The organism is Roseivirga sp. 4D4 (assembly GCF_001747095.1).
Taxonomy (GTDB): domain Bacteria; phylum Bacteroidota; class Bacteroidia; order Cytophagales; family Cyclobacteriaceae; genus Roseivirga.
On record NZ_MDGP01000001.1, the window covers coordinates 333,304 to 345,949 of the forward strand.

The following is a 12,646-nucleotide window of genomic DNA, read 5'->3' on the forward strand; positions in this document are numbered from 1 at the left end:
AACTCCACCATCATACTCCAGGAAGTGAGACTTCCAGAAGTTCTAGGTCTTTCGAGTAATCCGTTAGCTGATAATCTAAATTTGGAGGAATAACAAAAGCATCACCTTTTTCAAGTTGATGAATTGATTGTCCTTCGGCCTTTAGTTTCACCTCTCCTTCGGTAACAAAATTGAAGAGGATATCGGCTTGATGATTAATGGTTTGGGATTCAGATGAAGAGTTTTCCCTGCTGAAGACTTTGACTGAGGCCACTCCCTTTGTTGCCAGAAGAATGCCCGTGTCATGAAACCTCATGTTCTTATCCACATCAGTCTGCCAATTGGCTTCATCAGCTTTATGGTGGCAAAATGTCTGTCCTCCGAATTCTCTCTCGGGTCGAAAGTGATCGGTCGGTAATTCCATTTCATGGTCAATCGTAGTCATATGTTCTGCCGGTACACCTATTTCAATGACCTCTAAATTGTCAGAAGCTTCAAGTACTCGATGTCTTATTTCAGGGGGTTGTGTCACACAGTCGCCCGCCTTAAGGATAAATGGAGGGCCTTGATCTTCATAAACCAGTTTGACCCAGCCCCGATAGCAGTAGATTAATTGAAAACCTATGGTATGGTAATGTACCATGTCTGGAACGGGTCCGCCTTTGGGTATGCGAATGTGGGAAGCCATGATGCCACCTCCCAGTCGGTCCGGAACTAAATCTCGGTATTGCATTCCAGCACGACCTATTACCCAAGGTACCTGATCTCTCAATTGTCGGACTTCGAACTTGTGTCTGGTAACTGGCTTCGGGACCTGATAGGTTTTGGGGCCAACAGTAATCACAGTGCCACTTGGGGATGATAATTGATTTTCAGTCCCAAGAATAAGTTCCGGACTATCGGATAGGATGTGGATGGCAGGAGTTGTGACTTTTGAAGACTTATCTATCCTAACCTGAATGCCAAAACCCGACATCACAGCTACCTCAGGATTGTCATCGGGGAAGATGTTGATCAGTTTGAAACCCAACTGCTCAAAGAACTCCATTTCAAGTGTGAGGTCCTTAGTTGGTATTAAGACCTGGGCTCGATCAGTTTCTTGGGGCGTGATCATTATGCAGTAGCTTTTAGGCCTGAGAGATTACTTCAATATACTCGGATTTTCCTCCCGATCGGTCACCGTTAAGCCAGTTCCAGTCGAAATTAATCTGTATTAGTTCTCCTTTCATACTGAGCTTTCCAGTTGATTCTCCTGCCATGAGTGCTCCTTCGTTTGTAATGCAATGATATAATAACGCTATGGTGTCTGCATTTACCTGCTTTCCTACGATATGACCAATTTTGATCAATCCGCCTTGGTAACTTCCAGTAATGGTTTCGCCATTCTGTTGATATTCAAATACTGTTTCGTGGGAAGCAAGACCACTTTTGTTTTCGGCTGTGACAAATCTTTTCTGATCTAAATCAAAGTGTTTCATAGTCTAAAATTGAGTCTTATCCGTCAATGATACAAGGAGAATCTTGCTGGTGGTTTTCAGCTACTTTGCGATTTGGCTGAATAAAAACGGTCGCTCGATCGTAACTTCATACCTGTGATAAGCCAGCTATTCAGCGCTACTCACAAAACACACAGTAAAAACCTAAACTATGGAAAGAGAGATCACATCTGCCGAAATCATTGAAGTATTAAAGGTACAAATAGCCAAAGACGAAGTATTGGCTGTCGCCTTGAAAGAGTCATTAGTCCTTGCCAATACCGGTGCTAAAAATGGTCAGTTGAATGCTGATCTTTATGAGGCGCTGAATGAATTATACGATGGCAATGGCTGGCCGACAAATGCGAATGACTACTATGATTACCTAACATCCTTTGCCGAAGTTATCCCGAGCGAGAATCAAGTTCCGGGTTACACAGCCTGGAATAACACTGATGAGAAAAACGGATACAGCCAAGAAATATATGATCGACTATGTCATTTTTACTGGTTGATCGACCAAAACATAACGGTGAATGGACAAGAAATCGTCTTGCAGAACTACGAGAGTGAGGTCAACGATTTCAAGTTTGAGCATTGGCTGGATAACTATGCCAAGGCCTGGGGCAATTTCCTCAACACTCCGGCATCATTGACATCGGAAACCTTGAAGTCTTTCGAAGACGATCCAATGTACAACTTACAGGACTCGTCAGACTACATTTCAGGTTGGACAACTTTCAATGACTTCTTCTATCGACAGTTGAATGACAGTAAAACAGATTTGACCCCTATGCGTCCGATTGCATGCCCAAACGACAATACAGTAGTTTGTGCGCCTGCTGACTGTACATTTAAGGCTATCTATAATATTGATGCGAGTGGAAATGTGATAGAAGAAGGGCAGGGGACTGCTGGAATCACGTTAAAGCACACGCATACACTAGGAAGTATTAGTGAATTGTTGAATAAGAGCCAATATGCAAGTGCATTCAATGGAGGAACGTTCGTGCACTATTTTTTAAGTCCGTTTGACTACCATCGCTTTCATGTACCAGTAGCGGGAAAGGTAATCGATTCTCAGGCAGTAGCGGGTAATGTGTTCTTGGATGTTGTACTTGATAATGGACAGTTTGATGCGCCTGACGGTTCAGAAGATGGTTATGAGTTCACACAAGCAAGGGGAGTTATCATAGTCGATACGGCTGGCAGCCCTGCTGGTGATATCGGTAAAGTGGCTATCGTTCCTGTAGGGATGGCACAGGTTTCTTCAGTACATATGGAGTTGAACGAGGGTGAAACTGTGGCCAAGGGGGACGAGTTTGGCTACTTCGCCTTTGGCGGTTCTGACATCATCTTGGTGTTTGAGCAACCACAAAACAGATTATTATTTATCAAGGAATGGGCGAATGCTCAAGGAACTGCCGCACCTTTCCATTTTAAATATGGAGAAGCAGCTGTCATAGTCGGTTGAGGCTTTTTAGATGAGGGGTAAGGCACTGTCAGTTCTTGGCAGTGCTTTTCTATTCTTTTTTTCTGAACTGTTTTGAATTGACTCTGATGAGAATGTAAGTAACCCCGATAAAGACGGATATCATGATGCTAACAAAATCAGAGGTAGACTTATCGAGTCCTAATGGAATGAGGGGTATAAGGACTACCAACACGGCCATCCCGAAAAATCCATTTCTAAGCACTGAGGCAATACCCTCTATATCATACTTCGCTTGCTCCTCTGCCGACATGGTACTATAGCCAGCAATCAGGTGATGCATGCGTGCATACTTAATAAGGGCACCAAGAATTATAAAGAAGATACCAATGAGTATTATCATCATTGCACAAACTTAATCAAACAGCGGATCAAATTCGAGAGAGTTCCTTAGCTGCTCGTTTGGATACTGATTTTCGTGAATCTTTTGATAATCTTGTCAAATGAGGCAGAATCCACTGCTTCAGTGCACTGTCCTTCTTGGACCACTTACCCAGTGCATCAATGGTTGTATTGAGTACGATCCAGTCATTATGAAATGCCAGATTTCGTTTCATGATTTCCTTGGCACTGGCTATTTGGTCTTCGGACATGTCTTTCTCTAACAATAGAAAAAGACTCGCGAGGGTCCACTGAGTTGAAGCTTGGTCGATACTTGATATTTCATTTAAGAACCGATCGATGTAAGGAATGAGTATGCTTTTTTTAGCCTTGCAAATCCGTTTCATCGCATTGGAAGTTCGAAGTCGAACTACCTCATCATTGCTGAAATAGCAGTTAAAGAGCTCTTCGAATCGGGTTGGATTCGAAAGCACTTCTTCAACAACCTCTACCGTGTTGCCCAAAGAATTAGGGTGACCACCCGTTAATCTTTGCTCAAAATTGCTCATTAATATTATATAGCTCTCATTTGGTTGCCACGCTTTTCGTGAGTCACCTCAGCAAGGCCTAAGGCTTCCATTAAAGGTGGTAAATACATACCGAATCTTCCTCGAAAGTTCTTTTTCAAGCCATACCAGCCGCCAATTGGGTTTTCAGGGGAACGCCCCCAGTGTTCTACTGTTCCTTCCTTGGTGTCTTGCTTTTCATCTTTACTTCCCAATTCCATCCAGTCTCCATGTGCCTTCAACATCTTGTGAAGATCATTGATGCATTGAATGTCATAGTGTAGCACGGTTGTCTTGACTGTACATACCAGAATCTCTTTACCATCCTTTTCATCAACATGCATGGTGTACTCTGAGCTTTGCGGAGGCGTCTTTAGTACCAGAGGGTTCTCTTTTGTTCCTATTGCTTCTCTGTAGTTCATAATTCTATGGGTTGTGTTGCTTAATCATAGACTGGTTAAGTACACGTATGGTTGCAATGTGATGATTAATTGAACTATTTGATTACCAGCATCCGCGGATTGATAGGATATAACCATTCAATTCCTCTGGAGGTAATTACCGCATCATCCTCGATGGGAACTCTCAATTTCTTCCCACCCCATTCTGGAACTTTGGTATAAGCGAAAAACTCAATAGAGATCAGGTTCGAGGGCTTGAGTTCATAGTTGATTCTCACAGGATTCCAGTAAGCAATTGAAGGTCCAATGCCGTGGCCCCAATTACCAACAGAGTGGCAACCAATAATTACATCGGTCTTATCAAGGTCCGTGTACTGATTGAAACCCTTCATTCGATTAAATCCGGCCGCAGTTAGTCGTTTATATACTTCTTCCTCGGCCTCTTTGGCAGTTACACCGGGTTTGATTGCGCGCTGAACGATATCACGCACCTTCATGCTCTGGTCAAATGCATTTTGAATGCCAGCCGGTACTTTTGTCTCTCCTTCTTTCAACACATAGGCAATCCTTTTCATGTCGGTAAACATGTTCATAAGGCCAACGCCCCAGTCAATCATAATGACATCGCCTCTTTGGATGATGCGATCAGAAGATGTGGCCTCCACGCCATTGGGACCCGTAATATAGACCGATGGCATACCAAAGGAAGAACCTAAGTTATTTTTGAACTGTTGCTCTTTCATCCACCAAGCCACATCTTCCAATGTGGTGACGCCTGGAGTGATCACTTCATTGGAAAGCGCCCTTTCAGCGATCGTATAGGAGAACTCTCCGGCCTCACCATAAATAGCAATTTCACTGGCTACTCGTCTGGACCTAAAGTCAGATACCAATTTTTCCGCAGAGACAAATCGATCTTCATATTTCTTTCCAAGGATCTCAGCCAACTCAAGATAGCCCGAATGCGTAAGCCCATCCGCACCGCCAATATTTGGGGAGATATTCAGTCCGATGCGTTTAGGGTCTCTTTCCATGACGAACTCCTTCAATTCATCCACAGAGCCGAAATAATCGTAGCCACCGCCTTCTTTCAATAAGTAACCGTTATTTCCCAAAGACACACGTTCAATACGATCGCCTCCACGATCGGTGAAAATGTAATAGCTTCCAAAAGAGCCTACGTAACCCTCGCCCAGGTCTGAGTATAAGGGATCCAAATTCCCTTCTCGATTCATGATAATCCACATATCAATATTGTTTTCCCTCATGACTTCGGGAAGTACCAGATCGAATTTGTCATTGCGAACCTGATTCATTTTTCGCCATCTGCGCATGGCTTCTTGGCTGAATGTGGTCGTACAAACAAGTAAAAGAAGGGTAGTGATAAAGGCTTTCATGGTCAAAGTGTTTTGACCTAAAATACTAATTTTCTAAAGGAGTGAAGTTTAATCCCCTTGAGACAATGCATCCCATAAAGGGAAGATCTTTTTAAACTTTAATGGCAGCTCGTCTATTTGGAGGATCTTATCATTTGTGAATGGGTGTTTGAATTCTAAAGAATAGGCATGGAGGTAGAGGCCTTTCCCTTTTAAAATCAGTCCTTCAGTTCCATAGTCCTTATCCCCAAGAATGGGGTTGCCAATGCTGGCAAGGTGCTTTCTGAGTTGATGTCTACGACCCGTTTCTGGTTTTAACTCAACCAAATTCAGTTGCCCAAATCGATCTGAGTGAACCCTATCTGCAATGCAGTAGTGCGACTTGGCTTCCTTGCCTTTCATGGACGCTGTAATAATGCCTTCTCGGTCCATCTGCCCAATGGTGATGGCATAGTAAGTTTTGTTAACACCTTTGTCTTCAAAAAGCTTGTTCAAGGCTCTGATACTACTGCTCGTTTTGCCCACCAGAAGTAGGCCAGTGGTGGCATAGTCTAGTCTATGAACAGGTTGTGGGACGGTAGCATCTGCCTCATTACTTTGATTGAGGTTTTGACTGAGGGCATTGGCAATGGTTTTGAAACTGTTGCCGCTGACTTCTATGCCAGCGGGTTTATGAATTATGGCCAGATACTCATCTTCAAATAAGACTTTCAAAGGAAAAATGAGCGGTCTCTTTGGTTTGACCCCTTCAATAGAGTAAAGGGTTATTGTCTCTCCCCCCTTGATCCATGTAGCCGTTGAGGCGGTTAGTCCATTGACTTCGATTAACTGCTTCTTCAATGCCTTTTTTAGTGCTGACTTTGTTGAAATACTTGAGAATATGCAGACTCCATACTCTTGTAATCGAATACGAGAAGAGAGGTGAGGTACCGTATGGATTTCTGAGACTTTTATAAGACTTGTTTGATAACTGGTTCTTCATATGAAGGAACAATTTTTAAATTGCTTTACATAGATCTGGTAACGATTCTATCCGAACTGGTCTATCAATTATCAACCTTAAACAAATTATCATGCTCAGCTTCCGAAAAAGCACGGCTTTCCTGCTGTCAATCCTCTGCTTGTTTTCATTGTCTCATTTATCTGCTCAGTCAGTCGACCCCTCAGCATTACAAAGTGCGGCCAATGGAATGCAACTTAGAAATATAGGCCCGGCCGTTATGGGTGGACGTATTGCGGACATAGCCGTAAACCCTCATAATAAAAGCAACTGGTACATCGCTGTTGGCTCAGGGGGCGTTTGGAAAACCGATAACAGTGGCATTACCTGGAAGCCGGTATTTGATAATCAAGCTTCTTATTCTATTGGCACAGTGTCAATAGATCCAAATACGCCAAGCACAGTTTGGGTAGGAACGGGTGAAAACGTGAGTGGTCGCCATGTTGGCTGGGGTGATGGTGTCTATAAAAGCACCGATGCTGGTAAAACATGGAATCGAATGGGGCTGGAGAAGTCCGAGCACATAGGAAAGATTCTGATTGATCCACGAAACAGTAATGTGGTAATGGTTGCTGCAGAAGGTCCATTATGGTCTTCAGGAGGAGAACGTGGCTTGTACAGATCAACCGATGGCGGAAAAACCTGGGCGGCAACACTGCAAATCGATGAAAACACAGGGATAACCGACATTGAGTTTGATCCCTCTAACCCTGACGTTATCTATGCTGCTGCTTATCAGCGCAGGAGAAAAACCTGGTCTCTATTGGCGGGAGGACCTAATTCTGGGATATATAAATCCTCAGACAATGGCGTGACTTGGAAGAAAATAACCACCGGACTTCCAAGGGGAGATATGGGCAAAATTGGACTTGCTGTTACTCCTGCCAATCCAGATTTGGTATATGCCACTATTGAATCCGATGGCAGAAACAAAGGTTTTTATAAGTCTACCGATAAAGGGGAAAGCTGGGCAAAGCAGAATAGTTATACCTCTGGTGGAACAGGGCCTCATTACTATCAGGAAATTGAAGCATCTCCTCAGGACGCTAACCTGATTTATCAGATGGATGTGTTCATTCAGGTAACACGCAATGGTGGAAAGAACTTCAACGTGCTGGGTAATGGAAGAGAAAAACACAGTGATAATCACGCCTTGTGGATCGATCCGGATAATGGAAATCACCTCATCGCAGGGACAGATGGCGGCCTTTATGAGACCTTCGATGAAGGTACTACCTGGAGACATTTCCCCAACTTGCCGATCGCGCAGTTCTATAAGATTGCTTTAGACAATGCTGAACCTTTCTACAATATCGTAGCGGGAGCTCAAGATTTAGGCACATTGATCGGTCCGTCAAGAACTACCAACACGGAAGGTGTCCGAAATCAAGATTGGTATATTCCACTAGGCGCAGACGGTTATGATGCCGCCTTTGATCCAGAAGATCCAAATACGGTTTACATGGAGATTCAAGGTGGTGAGCTGAATCGATTGGATAGAAGAACTGAGGAAGTAATCAAAATTAAGCCATCACCAGCACCTGGCGATGCGCCTGAAAGATTTAACTGGGATGCACCGATCATTGTGAGTCCGCACGATAGTAAGACGATTTACTTCGGCTCTCAGCGGGTTTGGAAGAGTGAGGACAGAGGTGATTCATGGACGGTAATTAGTGAGGACCTAACCACCAATACCAACCGCTATACTTTGGAAATGATAGATCGTGTGCCGAGCATAGATGCCCTGTATGACAATGGTGCTATGTCGAAGTATGCCACGCTCACTGGTATTACAGAATCACCATTGGTTAAGGGCTTACTCTATACAGGTTCTGATGACGGATTGATTCATGTCAGCGAAGATGACGGTCAGAACTGGAAGATGGCCGGAAGCCTGCCGAAAGTACCTGAAAGGTCGTTTATCAATGATGTAGAGGCTTCACAACATGACGCGAATACTGTATTTGCGATTGCCGATGCCCATAAGTTGGGTGATTACAATACCTACCTCTTCATGAGTAAAAACCGAGGAAGATCATGGCAGTCCATTGCTGGCGATCTACCACAGGGAACGATTGTTTGGTCGATTAAACAGGATCATATAGATGAGAATTTACTGTTTATAGGAGCAGAATATGGCATCTATTTTTCACCCAATATGGGTCAAAACTGGATCAAGTTAGGAGCTGGTGTTCCGACCATTGCTTTTAGAGATATCGAACTTCACCCAAGAGATAATGATTTAGTTGGCGGAACCTTCGGCCGAGGGGTATATATGTTAGATGATTATTCCGCATTGCGGGAAGTAAACAAAGCCATTCAAGCCAAATCCAATACGGTGTTTCCGGTTAGGGACGCCTGGTGGTATATGCCAAATGCGCCAATGCAGGCGGCAGGTATGCCTTCCGCGGGTTCTACAAGTTTCAAAACTCCAAACCCAGATTTTGGCGCGCTGATCACCTATTACTTACACGATATGCCCAAGACCGCACGAAGTGAGCGTTTGGCATCAGAAAAGGCCATGCGAGAGAAAGGAGAGAGTATTCCTTTTCCTGGCTGGGATAAGCTGTCTGAAGAATCAAGAGAAGGCAATGCCACAACGATGCTTCAAATCAAAGATGCAAATGGAGCTACTGTTCGTTGGCTACAAGGAGTTTCTGGTAAGGGGCTTCATCGCATAACTTGGGATTTGAGGTTACCACCTTCTAACCCTATTAGCCTTAGTCAACCAGGTTTTAGGCCTCCATGGGCAGGAACACCACAAGGACCTATGGTGGCCCCTGGTAAGTACTCCGTGCAGCTTTATGTTTTGAATAACGGAAGTCTTCAGTCTCAAGGTTCTCCACAGGAGTTTATGGTGAAGGCAGCACCAAATGCGAGTTCAGGCGCTGATTATCAGGCAGCGGCCGCGTTCCAAAGAAGAGGTGACGAACTGTCAAGAGAGATGTCAAATGCCAATAGGCGCATGGGCGAAGCAGCTGAAAAGTTGAGGTTTATTCGTGCAGCATTACCTAAAACACCAGGAGCCACACCGGCCATGTTTGAAACTTTGAAAAGACTGAACGATGGTTTGGCAGACTTGCGCAAGAGCCTGAATGGTGATCCAATTCCAGGCTCCAAAAACGAATCCACCTCACCATCGATCAGGTCTCGTATGGGCACTGCCATAGGAGGCCATAGTGGTACGACACAAGCACCTACAGAAACACAGAAATCAGACTTGGCTTTAGCCGAAAGTGGCTTTGAAGAGTTCTTGAAAAATGCTGAAAACTTCTTTGCAGCTTTGACAGCCTACGAAGCCGAACTCGAAAAAGCTGGGGCTCCTTTTACCCCTGGCAGAAAGAAATAATACGAAATCAACTGAGATAGAAAGGAAGCTCGTAAAGGGCTTCCTTTTTTGATTAGTGTCTAAGTAGATCCAGTGCAAACGTGAGCAAAGGATTTTGCAGCAAGTTTTTATATATTCAGCATTAACTAAAACGACATAATGAAACGCGATTCTTACCTCAATTCATTCAGATCCTATTTTGCCATTTTCCTGTTGGTTTCGTTCTTTTTTAGCTGCTCCAATGAGAAAGCAGATGAGGCTTCTGAAATCACCAAGTCCACGATTGTTAAAGTCGAAAATGGTTTTGAGCTTCAGCTCAATGGAGAGCCTTTCTTTATTCAGGGAGCTGGCCTTGAGTTTGGCAGTATTCCCAAACTGGCTGCGCATGGCGCGAATTCATTCAGAACCTGGAGAACAGATAATGGTCAGCGATCAGGTAAAGAAGTACTTGATGATGCTCAGAAATATGGGCTAAAAGTAACAATGGGCATAGATGTAGGCAGAGAGCGTCATGGCTTTGATTATGACGATGAAGAAGCCGTTAAAGCCCAACTTGAAAGAATAAGAGGCGAGGTGATGGAACTTAAGGATCATCCTGCATTGATTATTTGGGGTATAGGAAACGAACTCAATCATGAAGCAGAAAACCCAAAGGTTTGGGATGCGGTCAATGAGATCTCAAAGATGATCCACGAGATCGATCCAAATCATTTAACAACTACCTCACTTGCAGGTATGAATAAGGAATTTGTCCACCTGATCATGGAGCGTGCGCCTGACCTGGACATTCTCAGTGTGCAGATGTATGCAGAAGTAGAAATACTGCCAAGATTGCTTAAGGAATCTGGTTGGGAAGGCCCTTTGATGGTAACAGAATGGGGAGCTACTGGCTACTGGGAAGTGGGTAATACCGAGTGGGGAGCACCTGTCGAAAACAATAGCTCGGTCAAAGCCGATTTTTACGGAAGCCGCTATAGAAATGCGATTGAATCGCAAAGGCCTCAGGTCATTGGTTCCTATGTATTCCTTTGGGGCCAAAAACAGGAGAGAACACCTACCTGGTTCGGTATGTTTATGCCTGATGGGAAAGAAACCGAGTCCATTGACGTAATGCATAATATTTGGAATGGCGCCTGGCCAGAGAACAGAAGTCCACGCATCAACACTTTTAGCCTAGAAGGAAAAGAGCCTTATGATAACATTAAGCTGACTGCTGGCAAACAGTATCAGGCTTCAATAGACGTTACTGATCCTGATAGCGATGTGCTCACCTATCGATGGGAAATCATGAAAGAAAGTACTACCAATGCTACTGGTGGTGACGCTGAAGAAGTACCTGCCGTAATAGAAGGGTTGATTTCAAATGATCAGACTTCAGGCGACTTGACATTTATGGCACCAAATGAGGAGGGAGCATACCGACTCTTTATCTATGTTGATGACAACCAAGATCATACCGCGCATGCCAATATTCCATTTTACGTGAATAAGTAGAAAGATTTAACCGGACTAAAAGGCCTGATTGATTAACAGTTGGGCCTTTTTTATTGGTCGACCTTGGTAAAGCCGTAGATGGTTGTATGCATGCCTGCAATTTTCCATTCTCCATCCACTTTTTCCATCAGGCGCGTTTCTCTTTTTAGTCCTCGATTTGCGTCATGCTGTTCAAAGCTAACCCAAGCCCCAGTGCCGTAGAGTCGCACCTCAATGTCATCTACCATTTCGGGTAAAGGATCTGGTTCTGGATGCTCCTCAATATAGGTTCGTACAAAGTCGTCAATCTCTTTCCATCCCAGAGTTTCGGTAAATGTGCTGTCCGAGAAGTCAATATAGGTTTTCGTTAGGGACGATTCATGAATCCACTTTGACTTCCAAGCCTCATAATCCCTGTTAAATGCCGCCCTGGTTTCACCATTTATGGTTTCAAGAATGGCCGCTTTCTCTTTTTCAAAGTCCAAGCCTTGGTCTGATGAGGGGTTACAGGCCATTGCCAGACTTAAAATGATCATGACGGATAAGATGCTGATTCTCGAGTTTTTAAACATACTTTGATTGCTGGTTAAGGTAATGGGTCAAGACCCAGAAGGTACAAAGAAAATGTCTGAAGCGATTATCCTGTTGTCCCATCAGGCTTTTGGCTCATCTGTTTGATTTCATCGAGGTATTCTTTTGGGAAGTCTAAAGTTTGGGCTAGTCGGTAAAGCGATTTTGCATAGGACTCATTTGTCCCTGTCAGTAATTCTAATGGGAGGTTATAGCAAGTCGCTTTCAACTTTTCGCCAGAATCTAAGATGATTTCGACTTCTTCAGGAACATAATCTGATACGCTGGCTTCGGCATAAAGGGATTGAATCTTGTCACTATTCACCGTCATTACCAATCCATAGGATTTTCCTCCTTTTGAAGGAATGAGTGACGCTCTATTGCCGATTTTCAGCGTATAGTTCTCGAGATAACCTTTCCTTGGGTTGGTAGATTGTATTCCATTTTTAGATAAAATGGAGCTGTCCATAAATAAGCCATAAAAGAATACTTCCATTTAAATCTTCTTTTGAGGTTCAACTCAATCTATTTACTAGCATTTACTCCCGATTAACTTATCGAACTGCTTTAGTTCTGATTTGTAAAACCTTGACCATTTTTTCTTGAGTGCGGCTAGTTTGAATCTCTTTCTCATCGCTATTGAATTTGTCCTTTACTAGTTAGTA

General features: G+C 43.7%; 12 protein-coding genes. 3 read left to right on the plus strand and 9 right to left on the minus strand.

The window, feature by feature from the left end; all coding sequences use genetic code 11:
* Positions 1–10: 10 nt before the first annotated feature.
* On the minus strand, positions 11–1,093 hold the full coding sequence (locus tag BFP97_RS01410; protein WP_069840704.1) for a cupin domain-containing protein: 1,083 nt from the start codon (positions 1,091–1,093) through the stop codon (positions 11–13).
* 13 nt (positions 1,094–1,106) lie between these two features.
* Positions 1,107–1,457: a hypothetical protein gene (locus tag BFP97_RS01415; protein WP_069840705.1), complete on the minus strand. Its 351-nt coding sequence runs from the start codon at positions 1,455–1,457 to the stop codon at positions 1,107–1,109.
* A 169-nt stretch (positions 1,458–1,626) separates the two neighbouring features.
* Between BFP97_RS01415 and BFP97_RS01420 the strand changes: the two genes are divergently transcribed.
* Positions 1,627–2,928 (plus strand): phosphatidylserine decarboxylase, encoded by a 1,302-nt coding sequence (locus BFP97_RS01420; protein ID WP_069840706.1) that lies wholly within the window; start codon positions 1,627–1,629, stop codon positions 2,926–2,928.
* Positions 2,929–2,977: 49 nt separating this feature from the next.
* On the opposite strand, the gene BFP97_RS01425 is transcribed toward BFP97_RS01420, so the two are convergent.
* The 5 genes from BFP97_RS01425 to BFP97_RS01445 all read right to left on the minus strand — a co-directional run bounded on the left by BFP97_RS01425 (position 2,978) and on the right by BFP97_RS01445 (position 6,450).
* The gene (locus tag BFP97_RS01425) at positions 2,978–3,292 is read right to left on the minus strand and encodes a DUF3784 domain-containing protein (protein WP_083262370.1); all 315 of its coding nucleotides are present in this window, start codon (positions 3,290–3,292) and stop codon (positions 2,978–2,980) included.
* Between the two features lie 25 nt (positions 3,293–3,317).
* A complete protein-coding gene (locus BFP97_RS01430) occupies positions 3,318–3,836 on the minus strand; it encodes a hypothetical protein (RefSeq protein ID WP_139135145.1) in 519 nt (172 codons plus the stop codon).
* A gap of 5 nt (positions 3,837–3,841) precedes the next feature.
* Positions 3,842–4,255, minus strand: coding sequence for a DUF6855 family protein (locus BFP97_RS01435; protein WP_069840708.1), 414 nt, complete (start codon positions 4,253–4,255; stop codon positions 3,842–3,844).
* Positions 4,256–4,329: 74 nt separating this feature from the next.
* Positions 4,330–5,631 carry a M24 family metallopeptidase gene (locus BFP97_RS01440; protein WP_069840709.1) on the minus strand — a complete coding sequence of 434 codons (1,302 nt, stop codon included), beginning with the start codon at positions 5,629–5,631 and terminating at the stop codon, positions 4,330–4,332.
* Between the two features lie 48 nt (positions 5,632–5,679).
* Positions 5,680–6,450, minus strand: coding sequence for an RluA family pseudouridine synthase (locus tag BFP97_RS01445; protein WP_255399299.1), 771 nt, complete (start codon positions 6,448–6,450; stop codon positions 5,680–5,682).
* A 233-nt stretch (positions 6,451–6,683) separates the two neighbouring features.
* On the opposite strand from BFP97_RS01445, the gene BFP97_RS01450 reads away from it, so the two are divergent.
* Positions 6,684–9,959 carry a WD40/YVTN/BNR-like repeat-containing protein gene (locus BFP97_RS01450; RefSeq protein WP_069840711.1) on the plus strand — a complete coding sequence of 1,092 codons (3,276 nt, stop codon included), beginning with the start codon at positions 6,684–6,686 and terminating at the stop codon, positions 9,957–9,959.
* 138 nt (positions 9,960–10,097) lie between these two features.
* Positions 10,098–11,432 (plus strand): glycoside hydrolase family 2 TIM barrel-domain containing protein, encoded by a 1,335-nt coding sequence (locus BFP97_RS01455; protein WP_083262372.1) that lies wholly within the window; start codon positions 10,098–10,100, stop codon positions 11,430–11,432.
* 50 nt (positions 11,433–11,482) lie between these two features.
* Here BFP97_RS01455 and BFP97_RS01460 read toward each other — a convergent pair whose 3' ends face one another.
* Both BFP97_RS01460 and BFP97_RS01465 read right to left on the minus strand, forming a co-directional pair.
* The gene (locus BFP97_RS01460) at positions 11,483–11,983 is read right to left on the minus strand and encodes a hypothetical protein (RefSeq protein WP_069840712.1); all 501 of its coding nucleotides are present in this window, start codon (positions 11,981–11,983) and stop codon (positions 11,483–11,485) included.
* A gap of 65 nt (positions 11,984–12,048) precedes the next feature.
* Complete coding sequence (locus BFP97_RS01465; protein ID WP_069840713.1) at positions 12,049–12,477, minus strand: gamma-glutamylcyclotransferase family protein; 429 nt, start codon at positions 12,475–12,477, stop codon at positions 12,049–12,051.
* Positions 12,478–12,646: the final 169 nt, after the last annotated feature.